A 20,869-nucleotide genomic window follows, 5' to 3' on the forward strand; every position below is an offset into this window, starting at 1 on the left:
GCGAGACAGGTGAAAAGGAGTTCAGTCAATCAGTTTCCATTCGCCGTTCTGGACTTCCAGAATGCGGAAGGAGTCGGCATTAAGGCCATTGTGGTCGTCCGGCGACATGTTGAACTCACCGGTCACCCCGACATAACCCTGAATATTTTCCAGAGCACTGCGTACCGCTTCAGGATCGGTAGAGCCTGCCTTTTCAATGGCACGAACGGCCAGCATCAGCCCGTCATAGGCGTAGGCGCCAAAGGTTGAAACCTTGGAGTCCCAGTGAGCTTCATATTCAGCCTTGTAATTCTGAACCACTTCTTTCTGAGGATCCTCTTGCGGCAATGAGTCCGGAACCAACAAGGGGGATGCCGGCAGACGAAGACCTTCGGCTGACGAACCCGCCAAATCAAGGAAGCTGTCAGACGCGACACCGTGAGATTGATAGAACGGAAGCTTCATTCCCAACTGAACATAGTTGCGGGTGACGATAGCGGGCCCCTGACCAAAACCAAAGTTGAGGACGGCTTCCACTCCTTTCGTGTTACGGATATTGGTCAGCTGTGCGGTCATATCCGTATCAGATCCGCTATAGGTAACATCAGCGACCACATCCATACCCATCTGCTCTGCCACCTCCAGAGTCTGGGTGCGGCCGGAACTGCCAAAGCCACCTGTGCCGGAAATCAGACCAATCTTGGTAATTCCACGGTCTTTCATGTCCGCCAGGATACGTTCCGCCGCCATGCGGTCAGACTGAGGGGTTTTGAATACCCACTTCTTCACCGGGGTCGTAATAACGACAGCACCTGCCAGAGAGATAAACGGAACTTGTGCCTGTTCAATCAGCGGAACCGCAGCCATTGTGGCGCCGGTGGTGCTGCCGCCCACAATGATATCCACTCGATCCGAACGGATCAGACGGCTGGCGAAGTTACGGGCAGAGGAAGCATTCCCAACGTCGTCATAGTGGATCAGCTCCAGTTGACGCCCGAGGACACCGCCTTCTTCGTTGATTTTCTCGACATACATCTCGAGGGTTTTCAGCTCGGGATCGCCAAGGAAGGATGCCGGACCTGTTACTGACAGGAACGACCCGATTTTGATTGGTTCAGCTGCCTGCGCACTCATCATGAGGCATGCTGCAGCAACCACTGCGCATTGACCTGCGCGGCGCATCATCGTTTTAAGCATTGTTCTTGTTCTCCCGAATTGTGCTGGGCTTGAATGTATTTTTGTTTCTTCGCCCTCAATATAATTCGATACCGATGACGAATATTTAACGAACTTATTGTATCATAATGCCAGTGTCAACCGATTTCACGGAGTCCGACCATGGCCCCGGAGGCAAAGTTGGGGCACATAAAATGCGCTAGTAGAGCAACCGAAGAGACAAACCTTTACCTGACACGAAAGACCCGCATAATACGTCCAACGTGTTTCATTGATTCTTATTTGCGAACTTAAGTCCATGACTGCAAAAAGCCAGCTCGAACTACTTGTCCAGAATTTTCAGAAGAAGCGGCCACTGCGCGCCGGTTCTCTTATCAGCACAATCTATGGCGATGCCATCGTTCCTCGTGGAGGCAACGTCTGGCTTGGCAGCCTGATGAAGCTGGTGGAACCCATGGGCATCAGCCAACGTCTGGTTCGAACCTCTGTTTATCGCCTGGTTCAAGAATCCTGGCTACAAACTGAGAAAGTCGGGCGATGCAGTTATTACAGCCTCACCGGCCCCGGGCTACGCCGCTTTGAGCAGGCTTTTCAGCATGTCTACAATCTGGAAACGGAGGAGTGGAGCGGTAGCTGGTGCCTCGTGTATCTGAACCAGCTATCTCCCGAGCTTCGCCAGAAGGTTCGGGATGAACTGAAGTGGCTCAGCTTCGGTAGCATGGCACCCGGCCTGATGGAGCACCCCAGGTTCACCCGCAGCGAGCTGATACCGATGCTCCAGGAATGGGGCGCCCTGGAGGACACCATCGTCATGCAGACGGTGCCAATGGAGCAAAAGAGCCCGAGGGCACTGCGACTTCAAGTTCGCGAAAGCTGGAACCTGGATGAACTCGGCGGCCGGTATCGACGCTTCCTGAGCCAGTTTCGCCCGCTTTGGCGCGAACTGCAGTCCGATGACACCCTCAGCCCTGAGGAATGCCTGACCGTCCGTATCCTGCTCATACACGAGTATCGAAAAATTCTGCTCCGGGACCCCATCCTGCCCGATGAGTTGCTACCGGGAGACTGGGAAGGGCGCAGCGCCAAGCAACTTTGCCGAAACCTGTATCGTCAAATCTATGTGCGGGCTGAACAGTGGTTGGATGAAACCCTGGAAAACGCTTCCGGCCCTCTGCCGGGGCCCGGGGAGAAGTTTTATCGGCGTTTCGGTGGCCTGAGAGATGTCGCCAGCAAGACTGATTTCACAACGGAGCGAGAAACGTCATAGGTACCACCGGCAGCCAAGTCACTCGTCATCCTGTTCAGGCGCTGGGCCTTCACAAACTCGGAGGCATCCCGAAGTACTCTGTCCTTTGGATCAGCACCGATGGCTAAATCAAGGTAGCGAGTGAGTCAAGTATGGCAGCTCCCTCATCAACAATAGAGTGTCCCTTCTACCCAAACACCGTTACCGTTTGCCGGCTCAGCGCCACAAGCTCTCCACTAGCCGTCCAGATACCAGCCTGGGTATGACCGTATCCCGCGTCAGCCTTATCAATCTCCGCCTTATATAATAGCCAGTCCCCTGGCTCCAGTACTGGCCTGGGGTGCACAATGTCAAGGGCCCAGCTTAAGGAGCTCGTTTTCACCCGCTGCTTCACATACGGCAAAACAGCAGGCGGCCATGCATCAACAAGCGCGACAATGTGGGCATCTGAAAAGGTTTCAGGCGTTTGCCGGAACTGCATCCAGCCACCAAGCTCCCGACCACCTTTACCACTGAACGGAAGATTGCCAAACGCCCAGCGCATCTCAATGTGCTGAATGAACTCCGGTGTAACACCTTCAATGAAATCCAGGCCGTGGCACTGCTCCACTGGCTTCGCCTCGGGCGCTGGTGCGGCATCCACCGAAACGTCAGACTCCCGGTCGCTTCCAAAACTCGCCAGCGCCACCAACTTCGGCTCTCCGCCCTGGACAATGCGGCCCAAAACCTGACTGACGGCCTTGCCTTCCCGCAGAATTTCAGCCTCGACTGTCGCCGGCTCATCCGGCGTTACTGGGCCCACAAAGGACACCTGCATTGAACGCATGGGGCGGCCGGGTGCGACAACACTGGCCATTCGGTCAAATACCAGGGCTGCAACCACCCCACCAAAAGAGGCACGCCCTTGGCCCCAGCTTGAAGGGACAACCAGATCTTTACCGTTGGCCCCACTCTTCATCAATTCATCAAAATTCATGCACCCGCCTCGTTAGCATCCTATTCGAAACAACCCGGAGATTGCCGAAGATCCACCCGCAACGCAACCGTCATCGCCGGCAACTACCTACTGCACTAACAGCATTAGCCGTGTTAAAGACACAACAAACCAGTTATAATCCCCGCCATAACACGCATTGCATTGCAATGCCCTACCCTCCGAATTCTGAGTAAATTAATGTCTGAATTGTCTTTTGCCGACCTCGGCCTGGATCCCGCTGTCCTCGAAGCAGTTGCCGCCGTTGGCTATGAAAAGCCCTCTCCCATACAGGCCCAGACGATCCCTGCGCTGTTGGCTGGTAAGCACTTACTGGGCGTTGCCCAAACGGGTACCGGTAAAACCGCCGCCTTTGCGTTGCCGTTGCTGAGCCGGATAGACGCGTCTGTTATGGAACCACAGATCCTGGTTCTGGCACCCACGCGGGAACTGGCCATCCAGGTGGCCGAAGCGTTTACCACCTATGCCAGCAAGTTCCGCAACTTCCACGTTCTGCCTATCTATGGCGGCCAGGACTTTTTCCCTCAGATCAAGGGCCTGCGCCGCGGTGCCCAGGTGATCGTGGGCACCCCTGGCCGAATGCTGGATCACCTCCGCAAGGGCACACTGAAGCTGGACAGCCTCAAGGCGCTGGTACTGGACGAAGCCGACGAAATGCTGCGCATGGGCTTCATCGACGACGTGGAAGCGATCCTGGCAAAGACCCCGGACAACTGCCAACGCGCATTGTTCTCCGCGACCATGCCGCCGCAGATCAAGAAGGTCGCCCAGACCTATCTGCGCGACGCCACGGAAGTGAAAATCGAGAGCGAGACCCGCACGGTTGAACGCATTTCGCAGTTTGTGCTGCCGGTCTATGCCGAACGCAAACTGGATGCCCTGACCCGCATCCTGGAAGTGGAACCGCTCGACGCCGCCATTATTTTTGTGCGGACGAAAGCGGAAACCACGTTGCTGGCTGAGAAACTATCCGCACGCGGCCATGCCGTAGCACCGCTGAACGGTGACCTGAACCAGCGTCAGCGCGAGCAGACAGTGGAAGACCTCAAGCGCGGCAAGAAAGACATCATCGTGGCAACCGATGTTGCGGCCCGCGGCCTTGATGTCCCCCGCATTACTCACGTAATCAACTACGACGTGCCTTACGACACCGAAGCCTACATTCACCGGGTTGGCCGCACCGGCCGTGCCGGTCGTGAGGGCAAGGCGATTCTGCTGGTCACGCCTCGTGAACGCAGCTGGCTGCGCACGCTTGAGCGCGCCACCAATTCGCCGATGGAATCCTATGAGCTGCCCTCGCCCAACGCTCTGAAGAAGATGCGCGAAGAGCAGTTTGAGTCACAGCTTCTGGGCTTTGCCGAGGATGGCAAGCTGGGCAAGGCGATGGCGTTGCTCGATGAAATTGCCGAACGCAACGACATGGACATTGCGATGGTTGCTGGTGCGCTGGCTTGCTATCTGGAGGCATCCCAGCCGGGCTCACTGCCCTTGGAACAGCCGGAAGCACTGCCGGTGGTTTCTGCCACCGCACCGCCACGTCGTGACCGCAAAGGTGGCCGTCCAGGCGGTAAGCCAGGCGGGTTCAAGCCAGGATTCAAGAAGGGCCCCAAGGGCCGCGGTGGCCCAGGCCCGAAGGGCAAGCCTCCCGGCAAGGGTGGCAAGCCTTCTGGTAAACGCCCACCCCGTCAGGGCTGATCTGCTGACTTAGGCGCTCAAGGCTGACTTGGGCGCTGGTAGACGACGAAGCTGTAGTCGTAAGGATTATTATCGGACGCGGAGAAATCCTCCCGTCCGAGCTCTTCCCACTCATCCCAGTTTACTTCCGGAAAGAATGCGTCTCCCTCCACCTCGGCGTGCACCTGGGTGACGTAGATCCGATCCACCATCGGCAGCGCTTCCGCGTAGATCTGCCCACCGCCGATGATCATGACTTCATCTCCGCCTTCAATCTCGGCCTGTGCTTCGGCTTTGACCAATGCGTCTTCCAATGATTCTGCCGCAACCGTTCCGGCGGGTGCCTCCCATTCCGGATTCCGTGAAATCACCACGTTCATTCGCCCGGGCAAGGGTCTACCAATGGAATCCCAGGTTTTCCGGCCCATGATGATGGGTTTTCCCATGGTGGCCTGTTTGAAGTACCTGAGATCGCCCGGCAAGTACCACGGCAGCTTGTTGTTACGGCCGATGACCCGGTTGCGGGACATGGCTACTATTAGAGCTTTTCTCATTGTTTGTTTATCCTCTTGATTGGGAGCTCCGGATCCCGGGCCCTCGGGACTTAGGGGCTGCAATAGGGCGAGATAATCTGTCCAAAAAACGCCTCAAGGCATCCATGCGCGGCTTGGGCTCCGCCATCCATGGCTCCGCACATTTTTGGACAGATTATCCCGCCCTATTGCGATTCGGCCATACAGATGGTCGATCCACAATTACTTCAATGCAGAGCAGTAGCAAATCTCGAATCATCGCGAACACTCAACCTGACCAACCCTTTCAGATAATCGAACTCTGCTATTCGGTCGCAGGGCAGCGTGTGGGGACTTTCGAAAATGTGCGGAGCCATGGATGGCGGAGACCAAGCCGCACACGGACGTCTCGAGGCGTTTTTCGAAAGTCCCCACACGCTGTTCTGCAGGCACCAAAATAAAAGGGCCAGGCCCAGCTAGAGATCAAATAGCAATGGGTGCCTTAATCCCAGGATGCGGCTCATACCCGTCAAACTCGAAATCCTCCAGCTCGTACTCGAAGATCGATGAAGGCTTCCGCTTGATCACCAGTTGGGGCAACGCCCGTGGCTCCCGCTTCAACTGCTCGAACACGATGTCGTCGGTCAGGTGGTTCTGGTACAGGTGACAATCGCCAAAGGTATGGACGAACTCCCCCACACCCAGATCGCACTGCTGGGCAATCATGTGAGTCAGCAACGCATACGAGGCAATATTGAACGGCACCCCCAGGAACAGATCCGCACTGCGCTGATAGAGCTGACAGGAGAGCTTGCCGTCGGCGACGTAGAATTGGAACAGGCAGTGGCACGGAGCCAAGGCCATGCGACCCTTGCGGACGTTGTCCTGGGGGCCAATGGATTCATCCGGGAGCTCAGCCGGGTTCCACGCCGAGACAATCAACCGGCGTGAATTGGGCTTGTTGCGAATCTGGTCAATCACTTCGCTGATCTGGTCGACGGTGCTGCCATCCGGGCAGTGCCAGCTTCGCCACTGCTTGCCGTAAATAGGACCGAGGTCTCCGCTCTCCAGGGCCCATTCATTCCAGATAGAAACGTTGCGCTCTTTCAGCCAGTTGTTGTCGGTGGACCCCTGCAGGAACCACAACAGCTCCTGGATAATGCTGCGCAGGTGGACTTTCTTGGTGGTCACCAGCGGGAAGCCGTCCTGCAGGTCAAAGCGAATCTGGCGGCCGAAGACCGAGCGGGTGCCGACGCCGGTGCGGTCACCGCGGTCCATACCGTTGTTCACCACGTCTTTCATCAGGTCGAGATAGGCTTTCATTCAGCGTTTCTCCGGTAAGCAATAACGATCAGAACGGCGCCCGCCAGGATCATCGGGAACGACAACACCTGCCCCATGGTCAGCCAGTCGAAGGCCAGGTAACCCAGCTGGGGGTCGGGCTGGCGAACAAACTCCACCAGGAAGCGGAAGATGCCGTAACACGCCAGGAACAGGCCTGAGACCGCCATGCGAGGTCTCGGTTTGGACGAAAACCACCACAGTACGATGAACAGCAGGACGCCCTCCAGGGCGAACTGGTAAAGCTGGGACGGGTGCCGGGCCAGACTGTCCGGCGCGGTACGGAAGACCATACCCCAGGCAACATCCGTGGGTTTGCCCCAGAGTTCGCCGTTGATGAAGTTGCCGATGCGACCAGCACCCAGGCCAACCGGCACCAGTGGTGCAACGAAATCCGCAATCTGCCAGAAGGTGCGATCCACCTTGCGACCGAACCACCACATGGCGAAGATCACACCAAGCAGGCCACCGTGGAAGGACATTCCCCCTTCCCACACGCGTAGCAACATCAACGGGTCAGCCGCGAAGGCACTGAAATTGTAGAAGATCACATAGCCAAAGCGGCCGCCCAATATCACGCCAAGGGCAATGTAGAACAGCATGTCCCCCATCTGCACTTCGGTAATGGGCGACCAGGGCTTGCGGGCGCGAAGGCGGCCCAGCCACCAGCCCACAAGAAATCCGACCAGGTAGGTCAAGCCATACCAGTGTATTTTCAAAGGCCCGATGGCAATGGCCACCGGATCGATTTGCGGATGCTGGAGCATCAATAACCCCTCAGGTCAGAACAGAAAACGGATACCTACGACAATCAGGAAGATGGCGAAGATTTTTTTCAACAGGACTGCGTCCAGGCGATGAGCCAGGTTGGCTCCAACCCGGGCGAACAACACACTGGTCAGAACGATACCCACAAACGCAGGCAGATAGATAAACCCGACACTGAGCTCCGGCAGATCTGGGTTCTGCCATCCGGTGCCAATGTTTGCCAGCGCACCGGCCACAGCGATGGGCAATCCACAGGCAGCGGAGGTGCCTACCGCTTGCTGCATCCGCACGTTGCACCAGCTCAGGAACGGAACAGTCAGCGTCCCCCCGCCAATACCAAAAATAGCGGATGCCCAGCCAATACCGGCCCCGGCACCGCCCAGCCCGACGGAACCGGGCACATCGCGGCCAGGTTTGGGGTTGGCACCGAAAAGCATTTTCAAAGCCACCAGAATGACAAACACACCAATGACCAGCTCCAGGACCTCACCACTGAGCATGGATGCGGTCCAGGCACCCAACACCGCACCGAGCACAATGCCCGCCGTCATGGGGCGGAATATCTCCCAGCGGACGGCGCCGTGGAGGTGGTGGGACCGTATTGAACTGATGGAAGTGAAGACAATAGTGGCCAAAGAGGTGCCCACGGCAAGGTGCGCCGCAATGTCGCTACTCACACCCTGCAGGTCAAAACTGAAAATAAGCACCGGAACAATAACCAGCCCGCCACCAATGCCAAACAGGCCGGCCATGGTGCCCGCCAGGGCGCCCAGCACAAGGTACAGGCCAACAACAGCAAAAAGGGTCATACTCAGCCACACGCAGACAGCAAATCAGGCTGGTATGATACACACCGAATCCCTTTTGTTCACTCGCGACTGATGAGCCCGCCACCATGTGCCTGATTGTTTTTAGCGTAAAACAGCATCCTGCCTTTCCATTGGTCGTGGCAGCAAATCGTGATGAGTTCTTTCGCCGGCCCACGGCGGCCATGGACTGGTGGCACAGCGAAACCGCCGGGCGCGATGTTCTGGCGGGACGTGATTTGCAGTCAGGGGGCACCTGGCTCGCAGTCGATGAGGATGGAGCTGTTGCCGCCGTGACCAATGTGCGGGAAGGCTCGCAGGTGACCGGCGCCCACTCCCGTGGCGAACTGCCACTGATGGCGCTGGCAGACAACAGTGATACGCTCGCAGCCCGGCTGCAGACACGAAAAAGCGATTACTCGGGATTCAATCTGGTCAGGCTGAGTGGCCACTCGGGATGGTACTACAGCAACCGTGACGCTCACCCCGGGCGCCATGTTCATCGCGGCACCTACGGCTTGAGCAACCACCTTCTGCAGACCCCATGGCCAAAACTGCTGAGATTGAGAAACTCGGTGACCGATTTGCTTGAAGGCGCGTCGGCGGACCGCACTGATGACCTCCATCACGATCTTATCGAACGCCTGCAGGACACCACGCCGGCGCCCGACCATGAACTACCGGATACCGGTATTGGCAAGGACACCGAGCGCTTTCTGTCTTCGCCGTTCATTATCGGCAGTGACTACGGTACCCGCGCCACGACAGTGGTCACGGTCAGCGCCGTCGGTGAAGTCCGGGTAACGGAACAGTGCTGGGGACCGGAGGGAAAAAAGGAAGGCACAAGGCATTTCTGCTGGCAGCGGTCGGCCTGAAGCTTTGGTATAATCCGCCAAATTCCGCGAAGCAACCGGAGGCCCTTTATGGCCGGTGAGAAAAGCGCGGCGTCCATCGCCGACTTCGAAAAATCCCTGGATGAGCTGGAAAAACTGGTCCATGACCTGGAGCAGGGCGAACTCTCCCTGGAGCAGTCTCTTACTGCATTCGAGCGCGGCGTAAAGCTGACTCGCGAGTGCCAGCAAGCGCTCAAGACGGCGGAACAGCGGGTAGAACAACTGGTGGAAAACAGCGATGGCACACTGGAAACACGCCCTTTTAGCCCGGACGAACCTGCCTGATGTCAACTCCGAACACCCGCCTGGCGGCTTTCCTGGAGCAATGCCGCAATCAGATTGACGCCGAACTTGAGCGCCAGCTTTGTGCATCCGGCCACGGCTCTGAACGCCTGCAACAGGCCATGCGATACGGTGTTCTGGGCGGTGGCAAGCGCATCCGGCCGGCGCTTTGCCTGGCGGCAGCCACGGCGCTTGGCCAGCCTCAGGAAAGTGCGATCGTTCCCGCCTGTTCGCTGGAACTGATCCATGCCTACTCGCTGATTCACGATGACCTGCCCGCCATGGACAACGATGACCTGCGCCGGGGCCGCCCCACCGCACACATCGCCTTTGACGAAGCCACCGCCATATTGGCAGGCGATGCGCTGCAGACCCTTGCGTTCGGCTGGCTGGCCGAAGCACCGGGACTGGATGATCAGGTGCGCCTTGCAATGATACGTGAATTGGCGACCGCCAGCGGCCACCAGGGCATGGCAGGTGGACAGGCGATAGACCTTGAGTCCGTGGGCAAGCAGCTGACCGTTGAGCAGCTGGAAAATATGCACCGCCACAAAACCGGTGCACTCATTGCGGCCAGTGTCCGGATGGGTGCCCTCACCGCAACCGAGGTGAACAAAGACCAGTTGGCGGCCCTCACGGTTTATTCGCAAACCCTCGGCCTCGCCTTCCAGGTGCAGGATGACTTGCTGGATATCGAGGGCGATACGACTGTGATCGGCAAACCCCAGGGCTCGGATCTGGCCCGATCCAAGCCAACCTATCCCTCGCTGATGGGCGCTGCCGGCGCCCGAAACTACCTGTCACAGCTGCTTGAGTCGGCACTGGCCAGCATCGAGATGTTTGGCGAGGAAGGCGACCTGCTCCGGGACATGGCCGGTTACGTAGTGGCACGCACCCATTGATCATCAACGGCTCAGGCATGCACACTGACTTATGAAGGACTGGAGGGGCCCGGCTGGCCCAATCAGTATGAAACCGGGTGCCTTCATCCCCTATAATAGAACCCACATTTTGAATCACCCGGAAAAGACCCGAGCAGATGCAGGATACATATACTTTTAAGGAAATCCCGTCCCAACGGCCCAACACGCCGCTGCTGGACAGGATTGACACTCCCGGGCAACTGCGCGAACTGGCAGCAGAGCAACTGACCCAGCTCGCCAGGGAGCTACGTGCATTCCTGCTATGGTCGGTGGGACAAACAGGCGGCCACTTCGGCGCCGGCCTGGGTGTCCTGGAACTGACCGTTGCCCTGCATTACGTCTTCAATACCCCGGAAGACCGCCTGGTCTGGGACGTCGGCCACCAGGCCTATCCCCACAAAATCCTGACCGGGCGCCGGGAACGCATGAACAGCATCCGTCGAAAGGATGGCCTGGCCGGCTTCCCGAAACGGGCGGAGAGCGAATACGATACCTTCGGCGTTGGTCACTCCAGCACTTCCATCAGCGCTGCCCTGGGTATGGCCATCGCCTCTCGCATGCAGGGCACTGGTCGCAAGAGCATTGCCGTCATCGGGGATGGTGCCATGACGGCCGGAATGGCGTTCGAAGCCCTGAACCACGCCGGGCATCTGGACGCCAACATGCTGGTGATTCTCAACGACAATGACATGTCTATTTCCCGCAATGTGGGCGGGTTGTCGAACTATTTTGCCAAGCTGTTGGCAAGCCGGACCTACAATCAGGTCCGCGACAGCGGAAAACGGGTGCTTCAGGGCACGCCACAGTTGATGGCGCTGGCCCGCAAGACCGAGGAACACTTCAAGGGCATGATTTCGCCGGGCACTCTGTTTGAAGAGCTGGGGTTCAACTACATCGGCCCCATCGACGGCCACGACCTGCCTCTGCTGCTGGAGACTCTGGAGAACATCCGCGAACTGGACGGACCGCAATTCCTCCACGTGGTCACCACCAAGGGCAAGGGTTTCGCCCCGGCCGAAGCCGATCCAATCGGCTACCATGCCATCAACAAGATCGAACCGGTGCCGCCCAGCAAGCCAGAACCGGTTGCTCCGAAGCCGTCGAAGCTGAAATACGCCAACGTGTTTGGCCAATGGCTCTGCGACGCCGCAGAAGCCGACGACCGCATTGTGGGTATCACCCCCGCCATGTGTGAAGGCTCCGATCTTCTGGCGTTCTCCCAACGCTTCCCGGACCGGTATTTCGACGTCGCCATTGCCGAACAGCATTCCGTCACCCTGGCGGCGGGCCTTGCCTGTGATGGCGCCAAACCAGTGGTGGCGATCTATTCGACGTTCCTGCAGCGCGCCTACGATCAGCTGATCCATGACGTGGCCATACAGAACCTGGACGTCCTGTTCGCGATTGACCGCGCCGGGCTGGTCGGCGAAGACGGCCCCACTCACGCAGGCGCGTTTGACATCAGCTATTTGCGCTGTGTCCCGAACATGATCGTGATGACTCCCTCTGACGAAAACGAAACCCGGCAACTGCTGCACACAGGTATGCTTTTTGAGGGGCCGGCGGCAGTGCGCTACCCGCGGGGCACAGGCCCGGGTGCAGAGATGGTCCGCGAACTGGCTCCCCTACCGATCGGCAAAGGCCAGCTTGTGAAAGAAGGCTCAGGGGTTGCCATACTCAACTTCGGCACCCTGCTTACGCCTGCACTGGAGGCTGCCAAGTCTCTGGGCGCCACTGTCGCCGACATGCGCTTTGTAAAACCGTTGGATGAAGAGCTCATCCTGGCATTGGCGGAAAAGCATGACCTACTGGTTACGATTGAAGAGAACGCCATTGCCGGCGGAGCGGGCAGCGCGGTGACGGAATTCCTGAACAGCCGGGATGTCAGCCAGCCGGTGCTTCAGATCGGCCTGCCAGACACCTTCATAGATCACGGTAAGCACGGCGAGTTGCTGTCTTCCTGTGGACTGGATGCCGAAGGTATCAGGCACACTATTGAAACCCGCCTGGAGCGAATGAAGTACAACCAGTCGCTAAAGGCGGTTCAATAAACACGCGAAGAGATCACATCAGACGGCGGGATCGTCGTCCTGGTGGGTCTCGAACCAGTGTCCGAGCTTGCTCTGCTTGGTATTGAGGTAATGCTCATTGTGGGGGTTGCGCCCCACGTGCAGAGGGACGCGCTCCGCTATTTCTATACCCAGATCGGTCAAAGCATCTACCTTACGGGGGTTATTGGTCATCAGCCTCAGGCTACGAATGCCCAGGTGCGCCAACATATCCCGGCACATGCTGTAGTCCCGCAAGTCAGCCGCAAAGCCGAGTTGTTCGTTGGCTTCCACCGTATCCGCACCCTGATCCTGCAGGTTGTAGGCACGAATCTTGTTCAGCAGCCCAATACCCCGGCCTTCCTGGCGCAGGTACATAAGAATGCCCCGACCTTCGCGGGCAATACTGCGCAAGGCTTCTTCCAACTGATAACCACAGTCACAGCGCATGCTGTACAGGGCATCACCGGTCAGGCACTCGGAGTGGGTCCGCGCCAGCATCGGCTCCGGACTGTTGAGGTCACCCAGCGTAAGCGCCACGTGCTCCTTTCCGGTGTCCGGCTCTTCAAAGCCGTGCATGTCGAAAACGCCGAAAGGGGTTGGCAGCCGGCAAGTCTGGATGTAACGAACAGCCACAGTGTTTCCTCGTGGTTCAGTCAATCGAGCGGCGCATTCTATCACGAGGCCAGCGCCCTGGCGTAATCTCTGTATGATGGATCCTACGAACCGGAGTCAGAAGCAGACCAGTGGCCACTACGCCCACCCTTCTTCTCCAACAGGCGGACATTGTCCACGACCATCCCGCGATCAACAGCCTTGCACATATCGTAGAGGGTCAGTGCCGCCACGCTGGCGGCCGTCAGAGCCTCCATCTCAACACCGGTCTGGCCGGAGAGCTTGCAGCGAGTGGCTATGTGAATCGAAGCGCCGTCCTTGCCCGGCGTCAGCTCTACCTTTACCGAGGTCAGGTTCAGCGCGTGGCAAAGCGGAATCAGCTCGTGGGTTTTCTTGGCCGCCATGATACCGGCAACCCGCGCCACCGCCAGCACATCTCCCTTGGGATGCTGCCCTTCCACAATCATTGCCAGGGTGTCCGGCGCCATCCGAATCAGCGCCTCGGCCCTGGCCTCACGCTCGGTAACAGCCTTGGACGTAACGTCTACCATGCGCGCGGCGCCAGTATCGTCAAGATGCGTCAGTTTGCTCACGGTGTCTCCCAAAATCGTTGATAAAAGCGGCCTTCACGGATCTATCATACCAGAGCGTACAGAACTGGAGGCGGGATCAGTATCCGTTCCCTGACCACCAGAAACCAATACCCGCAATGCCCTGAGCGCCAGCCTGCCGTGCTGCGAGGATATCATCAGGGACAAGCCCGCCAAGGGCATAAACAGGAATCGCGGCGCCTGCAACCAGCTCCTGGAAACGCTCCCACCCAATTCCCGGCGCGCCAGGATGGGAAGAGGTAGGCTTTACCGGTCCCAGGGTAATGAAGTCTGCCTGGAGCTGTTCTGCATGGGCAATTTCCTCTTCATCGTGACAGGAGATTGCCAGCAGGTAGCCCTCGGGTATCGGCCGGGAGGAAAACTGCCGGGCCTCCCGCCACGGCAGGTGCAAACCGGTGGCCTGGGGCAGGCACTCAAGCAGCGGCGGGGCACCGTGAAGCATCAACAGCGAATCGCTGGCGCGACACGCCTCCAGTGACCAGCCCGCCAACCGCTCGTAGACCTCATCGCTTAGTCCCGGTGCCCTGAACAGGCACATCTGTGGGCGCGTTTCGAGCAAGCGCTGACGAAGTTGTTCAGGGAATGCCGAGGGATCGCCAGCAGAACCGGTAATGGCATAGCGACAAGGCAGCTTCAGGGCGCGGATAATCGGACGGTTTGCAGCGGGGAAATCAACATCCGCCAGGTCCAGGACATCGAGCCATTGTATCGCTTGCCCTTCACGGCCCTCGGGATCGCCTTCAGAGGAAGAGGTTTCCCAGACATCAAGAAACACCCGCTTGTCCCCATAATCGTGGCGAACTCCAATCACCGGCTCAAGCAGGTTCGGATTTATCCGCAACCCGGTCTCTTCCCAAATCTCCCTGACCAGGGCCTGTTGGACCGTTTCACCGGCCTCAACCTTGCCACCCGGAAACTCAAGCAAACCACCCTGATGAACATGGTCCGGCCGACGGGCGATCAATACCTTCCCATCACGAAAGACAACACCCACCGCAACGTGTATTTCCCGAACTGGCGTCATAATCAGGTGCGATACTCAGCATTGATGGTGACGTAGTCATGGGAAAAGTCGCAGGTCCACACCCGTTCACTGACATTCCCCCGCCCGAGATCAATGTGGATGGTAATTTCCTCACCGTCCATCACGGCCTGCCCGCGGGACTCGCTGTAATCCGCAGCACGGCCGCCATTGCGAACCAGGCACACATCTCCCAGCCAGATCTCGAGGGCGTTCAGGTCCAGACCGGCGACACCAGCACGCCCCACGGCAGCCAGTATCCGCCCCCAGTTGGGATCGGATGCAAACAGTGCGGTTTTGACCAGCGGTGAGTGAGCGACCGTATAGGCAACGTCCAGCGCCTCCTGTACCGATGTCGCGCGGCTCACATCAATGGTGACAAACTTGGTGGCACCTTCGCCGTCGCGAACAATCGCGTGCGCCAGCTCGAGGAACACCTCGCGCAGCGCTTCCCTGAGCTTTGGCAGGGACGGGCTATCGGCCGCGATTTCAGGGCCGCCGGACTGACCGCTGGCAATGAGCATGCAGGCATCGTTGGTGGACGTGTCACCGTCGATGGTAATCCGATTGAACGACGCCTCTCCTAATTCTGACGCAAGGCTCGCCAACACATCGGGCGCGATATTCGCATCGGTGGCAATAAAGCCCAGCATGGTAGCCATGTTGGGGCGGATCATGCCCGCCCCCTTACTGATACCGGATATGGATACCGCTTGGCCATCCAGATCAATCTGGCGCGAGGCACCCTTGGGACGAGTGTCGGTGGTCATGATCCCAGACGCTGCTTCAGCCCAGTGGGACTCCGAGACATCCGCCAGTGCTTGCGGCAACGCGCTGACAATTTTACCAACCGGCAGTGGCTCCCCGATAACCCCTGTCGAAAACGGCAGCACGCTACCAGCGGGGACACCGGCGTGATCCGCCAAAGCCTGACAACAGGCCTGGGCATCCTTCATGCCTTGTTCGCCGGTGCCGGCATTGGCATTGCCGGTGTTGATCAGCAGGTAGCGCGGTGCATCGCTTGCCAGATGGCTTCGCGTGACGTGAACAGGGGCCGCGCAAAACTGATTACGGGTGAAAATACCGGCCACTCGGCTACCCGGCGCCAACTCTATAACCACCAGATCCTTCTTGCCGGGTTTCTTGATACCGGCAGTGCCGATACCCAGCCTGACACCGGCCACCGGGAAAAACGTCGGCAAGGTTCCTGGACCAACTGCCATTTTCACTCTCCTTTCGTCATGATCGGCTTCTACCCGGCGATCCGGCCGGAACACCGGTTACCAAACGAAAAACCCGCAACCTGTCGATCAGGGTGCGGGCCTTAGTTCGCTCACTCAGCGGCGGAAATCAGTTTACCTTTCCACAACACTGCTTGTACTTCTTGCCAGACCCGCATGGACAAGGCTCGTTTCGCCCTACCTTTCGGTCCTGTCGCACAAAGGTCTCCGGCGTTCCCTGAGGCTGCTGGGTAGCAGCTCCATCTGCGCTGTCATCCTGCCTGTGCTGTGCGGTGGCGCTGGTTTCATCGTGGCGCAGTCGCGCCTGGGCAAGCTCCCGCTCCAGCTCTTCCTTGCGGCGGCGTTCCACCTCTTCCATTTCTTCACGGCTCTGAACACGGACATGAGACAACACCCGGACCACATCACGCTTCATGGTTTCCAGCATGCTTTCAAACAGGTTAAAGGCCTCGCGCTTGTACTCCTGCTTGGGGTTCTTCTGGGCATAACCACGCAGGTGGATTCCACGGCGCAGGTGATCCATGTTTGATAGATGCTCTTTCCAGAGCGTGTCGAGCACTTGCAGGAACACCTGCTTCTCGAACTTGCGCATGGGCTCGGAGCCCGCCAGTTCCTCTTTGGCGTCGTAGGCCGCGACAATCTCTTCCAGAATACGCTGACGCAGATTCTCTTCGTAGAGCTTGCTGTCCTCGTCCAGCCATTTCTGAACAGGCAGATTGATGGCCATCTCCGATTGCAGCTGGCTCTCCAGGCCGGCAACATCCCATTGCTCCGGCATGCTCTGCGGCGGGATGAACTCACTGACCAGAGAGTCCACCACATCCTCGCGAATGGTTTTAATCATCTCGGAAACGTCTTCCGAGGACATGACCTCGTTACGCTGATCATAGATCACCGTACGCTGGTCGTTGGCAACATCATCGTATTCCAGCAGGGTTTTCCGCATATCGAAGTTGCGGCCTTCCACCTTGCGCTGGGATTTTTCAATGGCGTTGGTGACCATTCGATGCTCGATGGCCTCGCCTTTTTTCATCCCCATGGCCTGCATCAGGCTCTTCACCCGATCCGGCGCGAATATCCGCATCAGGTTATCTTCCAGCGACAGGAAGAACCGTGATGAACCAGGATCGCCCTGACGACCGGCACGGCCTCGAAGCTGATTGTCGATACGGCGGGATTCGTGACGCTCGGTACCAATGATGTGCAGACCACCAGCCTCAAGCACCTGGTTGTGGCGCTCGGTCCATTCGGCCTTGGTGCGGGCAATTTCCTCTTCGGTGGGGCTTTCCATACCCGCCACTTCAAATTCCCAGTTACCACCCAGCACAATATCCGTACCACGGCCGGCCATGTTGGTGGCAATGGTGACTGCACCCGGGCGACCGGCCTGGGCAATGATCTGGGCCTCACTCTCATGCTGTTTGGCGTTCAGGATCTTGTGGTCAATCCGCGCCTTCTTGAGCAGCATGGACAGAAGCTCAGAGGCCTCAATTGAGGCCGTGCCCACCAGGATTGGTCGTCCCTCAGCCGTCACGTCCTTGATCTCATCAATGATGGCGTGGAACTTCTCTTCCTGAGTCAGGTAAATCAGATCGTTGTAATCGATTCGCAGGATGGGCTTGTTGGGCGGAATAACAACCACGTCCAGACCGTAGATCTGGCGAAATTCAAATGCCTCGGTGTCCGCGGTACCGGTCATGCCGGCGAGCTTGTCGTAAAGACGGAAATAATTCTGGAAAGTGGTGGATGCCAGGGTCTGACTCTCTGCCTGAATGCGAACACCTTCCTTGGCTTCAATCGACTGGTGCAGACCTTCACTCCAGCGACGGCCCGGCATGGTACGACCTGTGTGCTCGTCAACGATCACCACCTGATCGCCCTGGACAATGTAATCCACGTCCTTCTGGAACAGATGATGAGCTCGGAGGGCCGAGTGGACGTGATGCAACAGGCTAAGGTTGGCTGCGGAGTACAGGCTCTCACCTTCCTTCAGCAAGCCCCTTTCCAACAACAGCTCTTCCACTTTTTCATGGCCGGTTTCGGTCAATTCCACCTGACGGGACTTCTCATCGATGGTGAAATCGCCACTGGGCTCACCCTCTTCACTGACTTCACCCATCTCAAGGCTTGGCACAAGCTCGTTGATCGCCAGGTAAAGTTTTGAACTGTCCTCCGCCGCGCCCGAGATGATCAGCGGGGTACGGGCTTCGTCAATCAGGATCGAGTCCACTTCGTCCACGATGGCAAAGTGGAGGCCGCGCTGCACCTTGTCTTCCGTGCTGAAGGCCATGTTGTCGCGAAGATAGTCAAAGCCGAACTCGTTGTTCGTGCCGTAGGTAATATCCGCCTGATAGGCAGCCCGCTTCTCTTCAGGCGGCTGGCCGGCTACGACAACACCTACCTGTAGCCCCAGGAAGCGATACAGCTTCCCCATCCATTCGGCATCGCGGCGAGCCAGGTAGTCGTTCACAGTGACCAGATGCACGCCCTTGCCAGTCAGAGCATTCAGATACACGGCCAGCGTCGCTACCAGCGTTTTACCTTCGCCGGTTTTCATCTCGGAAATACGGCCTTCGTGAAGCGTGATACCGCCGATCATCTGCACGTCGTAGTGGCGCATCCCCATGACTCGACGACTTGCCTCACGGGTGGTGGCAAACGCTTCGGGAAGCAATGCGTCAAGGCTTTCACCTTCGTCATAGCGACGGCGAAACTCCGCAGTTTTGCCTTGCAACTCGGTGTCGGACAAATTGCCATACTGCTCTTCAAGCTCATTAATACGCGATACGGTTTTGCGCATTCGCTTGATTTCTCTGGCGTTCTTACTGCCGAACATCTTGGTTGCAAGCTTTGTGAACATAGACCACTGCTTCTTTGATTAAACGGAGGAAGCCGGCATTCTAACCTTATTTCGCAGCAGTACAAAAGTCAGGCCTCACAGAAGCCTGTCACAACGCTGAAAAGATTGAAAAAAGAGTGCCGGACGGGGACAACGGGAAGAGATCAGGCGCCCTCACAGGCGCCTCTACAAGCGGCTAGCGGCTAGCTCGTTTGATGTAGGTTTCCGGATTCTCGGATTTGCCGTTGCGGATTACTTCAAAATGCACGTGAGGCCCGGTGGAACGGCCTGTACTGCCCATCAGAGCCAGCACCTGCCCCTTCTGGACAACGTCGCCCACTTTGACCTTGATGGTCTTGGCATGGGCGTAGCGGGTTACCAGGCCATCGCCGTGGTCCACCTCAACGAGGTTGCCGTAGCCATAGCGCTCGTCGGCATAAGTGACCACGCCACCCGCCACGGAGATAATGTCGCTACCTTCCTTGCCAGCCAGGTCCACACCGGCGTGCCAGGTACGCTTACCGGTGAACGGATCGGAACGATAGCCGTATTTCGAGGACAGCCAACCCCAGGTAATAGGACGACCCTCCACGAAGAGCTCTTTCTCGAGCTTCTGGCGGGAAGTAACCATATCCAGCATGCGCAATTGTTGCTCCCGATCTTCAATGCGGCGGGCAAGCTGATCAATCATGCTGGTCAGTTCTGGCGCGGTGAAAGAGTCGCCATCAAGACTTTCCTCGGGGCCACCGACGGCAGCTGGCTGATCAAAGTCGAATTCGTCGCTGGCCACCAGGCCCGATTCCAGAAAGCGCTGCCCGAGAGCATCAAGCCTGAGCAGACGCCCCTGCATTTCACCCAGCCGCAGCGTTAAGGCATCAACCTGCTGCTGGACGTTCCGCTCGATCCGTGCAAGCTCTACCTTCTGTTCGCCCAGCCGGGATTGCCACTGAGCGACCAATTCTGATTCTGCAGGCTCCGCCGGTTCAATCTGGCTCACCGCCACCTTATAGCCGGACCAGCCCGCCAGTACCAACAGTGCAGTCACGAATAACACCGCGCCTGCCAGGACAGGGGCGTTTACCGAAACCGTGCGGGATTTCCCATGGCGTTTGCCAACGAGGATAATGTTCATATCGTCTTCTGGTTTCATGTGGACGCAACCTGATCCTGTAGTGTTGCATCCAGAGTGTTCTGACTGGGCCTGCCGGGGCATCCTTTGCCAGATTGCGGATTTCCTATCCGACTACTCAATCCTGGGCAGCATAAATCGCGTCTGAAAACGCACGTGCTATCCATTGCAACGACTACGTTTAATAAAATAGCAGCCGCCCGTGGACATACACACACCAGACAATGTAAAACGAGTGTAATACAGGCTCTGCCTATTAACCGTGCCGAAGTGTAACCAATCGTTACCGTTGTCGTCGAGAATTACTGATTGCCATGAAAAAGAAAACCGACCTCGAATTGACTCCGGACAGCTTCTCCAGGGCTTCAACCCTGCGTGAACTGATGGCAAAAGCCCAGCATCATACTCAGGCGGAACAACTCGTTCTCGCTGCGCTTCCGGAAAGTCTTGCCAAAGGCACACGGTTTGTCAGTTGCCGTGACGGGGAGCTGGTCCTGTCGGCTACGGCAGCCACCACCGCCAGCCAGATTCGTTTCCGCCAGCATGAAATCATGGAAGAACTTCGCAAACAGGAGCTGTTCCGTTTCGTCTGGAAACTCAAGGTCAAGGTCGCTCCGCCGCGATTCAGTGAGCGTCCGAAAGCAAAAATGACACCCCTAAGTAACGAAAATGCCCGGCTCCTCAAAGAGGAAGCCGGGCACACGAAGGACAAACAATTACGCGAGGTTCTCGAAAAACTCGCAAGCCACGTCCGGGATTAAGGCGTCCTGC

General features: G+C 57.8%; 19 protein-coding genes. 7 read left to right on the plus strand and 12 right to left on the minus strand.

Annotated elements, in window-relative coordinates:
• Positions 1–21: 21 nt before the first annotated feature.
• On the minus strand, positions 22–1,176 hold the full coding sequence (locus tag JJO78_RS07325) for an ABC transporter substrate-binding protein (protein WP_075194913.1): 1,155 nt from the start codon (positions 1,174–1,176) through the stop codon (positions 22–24).
• 277 nt (positions 1,177–1,453) lie between these two features.
• On the opposite strand from JJO78_RS07325, the gene paaX reads away from it, so the two are divergent.
• Positions 1,454–2,422 (plus strand): phenylacetic acid degradation operon negative regulatory protein PaaX, encoded by a 969-nt coding sequence (gene paaX / locus JJO78_RS07330; protein ID WP_075194912.1) that lies wholly within the window; start codon positions 1,454–1,456, stop codon positions 2,420–2,422.
• Between the two features lie 166 nt (positions 2,423–2,588).
• Here the strand turns inward: paaX and JJO78_RS07335 are convergent, their stop codons facing one another.
• Positions 2,589–3,377, minus strand: a complete 789-nt coding sequence (locus JJO78_RS07335; protein ID WP_075194911.1) for an acyl-CoA thioesterase — start codon at positions 3,375–3,377, stop codon at positions 2,589–2,591.
• Positions 3,378–3,575: 198 nt separating this feature from the next.
• Between JJO78_RS07335 and JJO78_RS07340 the strand changes: the two genes are divergently transcribed.
• Positions 3,576–5,090, plus strand: a complete 1,515-nt coding sequence (locus JJO78_RS07340) for a DEAD/DEAH box helicase (RefSeq protein ID WP_036205678.1) — start codon at positions 3,576–3,578, stop codon at positions 5,088–5,090.
• A gap of 17 nt (positions 5,091–5,107) precedes the next feature.
• On the opposite strand, the gene JJO78_RS07345 is transcribed toward JJO78_RS07340, so the two are convergent.
• The 4 genes from JJO78_RS07345 to JJO78_RS07360 all read right to left on the minus strand — a co-directional run bounded on the left by JJO78_RS07345 (position 5,108) and on the right by JJO78_RS07360 (position 8,499).
• Positions 5,108–5,623, minus strand: coding sequence for a dihydrofolate reductase (locus tag JJO78_RS07345; protein WP_036203793.1), 516 nt, complete (start codon positions 5,621–5,623; stop codon positions 5,108–5,110).
• 441 nt (positions 5,624–6,064) lie between these two features.
• The gene (locus tag JJO78_RS07350) at positions 6,065–6,904 is read right to left on the minus strand and encodes a thymidylate synthase (protein ID WP_075194910.1); all 840 of its coding nucleotides are present in this window, start codon (positions 6,902–6,904) and stop codon (positions 6,065–6,067) included.
• Complete coding sequence (gene lgt / locus JJO78_RS07355) at positions 6,901–7,689, minus strand: prolipoprotein diacylglyceryl transferase (RefSeq protein WP_036203787.1); 789 nt, start codon at positions 7,687–7,689, stop codon at positions 6,901–6,903. The genes JJO78_RS07350 and lgt overlap by 4 nt, the downstream gene beginning before the upstream one ends.
• Before the next feature lie 15 nt (positions 7,690–7,704).
• A complete protein-coding gene (locus JJO78_RS07360; protein ID WP_075194909.1) occupies positions 7,705–8,499 on the minus strand; it encodes a sulfite exporter TauE/SafE family protein in 795 nt (264 codons plus the stop codon).
• Positions 8,500–8,585: 86 nt separating this feature from the next.
• On the opposite strand from JJO78_RS07360, the gene JJO78_RS07365 reads away from it, so the two are divergent.
• From JJO78_RS07365 to dxs, 4 genes are all read left to right on the plus strand, one after another.
• Positions 8,586–9,371, plus strand: coding sequence for an NRDE family protein (locus tag JJO78_RS07365; RefSeq protein ID WP_075194908.1), 786 nt, complete (start codon positions 8,586–8,588; stop codon positions 9,369–9,371).
• A 48-nt stretch (positions 9,372–9,419) separates the two neighbouring features.
• On the plus strand, positions 9,420–9,674 hold the full coding sequence (locus JJO78_RS07370) for an exodeoxyribonuclease VII small subunit (protein WP_036203780.1): 255 nt from the start codon (positions 9,420–9,422) through the stop codon (positions 9,672–9,674).
• Positions 9,674–10,573 (plus strand): polyprenyl synthetase family protein, encoded by a 900-nt coding sequence (locus JJO78_RS07375; RefSeq protein ID WP_075194907.1) that lies wholly within the window; start codon positions 9,674–9,676, stop codon positions 10,571–10,573. Before JJO78_RS07370 ends, JJO78_RS07375 begins: the two co-directional genes overlap by 1 nt.
• Positions 10,574–10,710: 137 nt before the next feature.
• Positions 10,711–12,645 carry a 1-deoxy-D-xylulose-5-phosphate synthase gene (dxs, locus tag JJO78_RS07380; RefSeq protein WP_075194906.1) on the plus strand — a complete coding sequence of 645 codons (1,935 nt, stop codon included), beginning with the start codon at positions 10,711–10,713 and terminating at the stop codon, positions 12,643–12,645.
• 18 nt (positions 12,646–12,663) lie between these two features.
• Here dxs and ribA read toward each other — a convergent pair whose 3' ends face one another.
• From ribA to JJO78_RS07410, 6 genes are all read right to left on the minus strand, one after another.
• Complete coding sequence (ribA, locus tag JJO78_RS07385) at positions 12,664–13,278, minus strand: GTP cyclohydrolase II (protein WP_007154564.1); 615 nt, start codon at positions 13,276–13,278, stop codon at positions 12,664–12,666.
• An 83-nt stretch (positions 13,279–13,361) separates the two neighbouring features.
• The gene (gene moaC / locus JJO78_RS07390; RefSeq protein WP_007154565.1) at positions 13,362–13,850 is read right to left on the minus strand and encodes a cyclic pyranopterin monophosphate synthase MoaC; all 489 of its coding nucleotides are present in this window, start codon (positions 13,848–13,850) and stop codon (positions 13,362–13,364) included.
• Between the two features lie 76 nt (positions 13,851–13,926).
• Positions 13,927–14,892, minus strand: a complete 966-nt coding sequence (locus JJO78_RS07395; protein WP_127400798.1) for a Nudix family hydrolase — start codon at positions 14,890–14,892, stop codon at positions 13,927–13,929.
• Positions 14,893–14,894: 2 nt separating this feature from the next.
• On the minus strand, positions 14,895–16,112 hold the full coding sequence (gene argJ / locus JJO78_RS07400; protein ID WP_127400797.1) for a bifunctional glutamate N-acetyltransferase/amino-acid acetyltransferase ArgJ: 1,218 nt from the start codon (positions 16,110–16,112) through the stop codon (positions 14,895–14,897).
• A gap of 127 nt (positions 16,113–16,239) precedes the next feature.
• Positions 16,240–18,990, minus strand: coding sequence for a preprotein translocase subunit SecA (gene secA, locus JJO78_RS07405; protein ID WP_075194902.1), 2,751 nt, complete (start codon positions 18,988–18,990; stop codon positions 16,240–16,242).
• Positions 18,991–19,165: 175 nt separating this feature from the next.
• On the minus strand, positions 19,166–20,119 hold the full coding sequence (locus tag JJO78_RS07410; protein WP_075194901.1) for a M23 family metallopeptidase: 954 nt from the start codon (positions 20,117–20,119) through the stop codon (positions 19,166–19,168).
• 293 nt (positions 20,120–20,412) lie between these two features.
• On the opposite strand from JJO78_RS07410, the gene JJO78_RS07415 reads away from it, so the two are divergent.
• Positions 20,413–20,859: a DUF721 domain-containing protein gene (locus JJO78_RS07415; protein WP_036203758.1), complete on the plus strand. Its 447-nt coding sequence runs from the start codon at positions 20,413–20,415 to the stop codon at positions 20,857–20,859.
• The last annotated feature ends 10 nt before the right edge of the window (positions 20,860–20,869 follow it).

Source organism: Marinobacter sp. DS40M6 (assembly GCF_028581595.1).
In the GTDB taxonomy this organism is placed as follows: Bacteria; Pseudomonadota; Gammaproteobacteria; order Pseudomonadales; family Oleiphilaceae; genus Marinobacter; species Marinobacter salarius.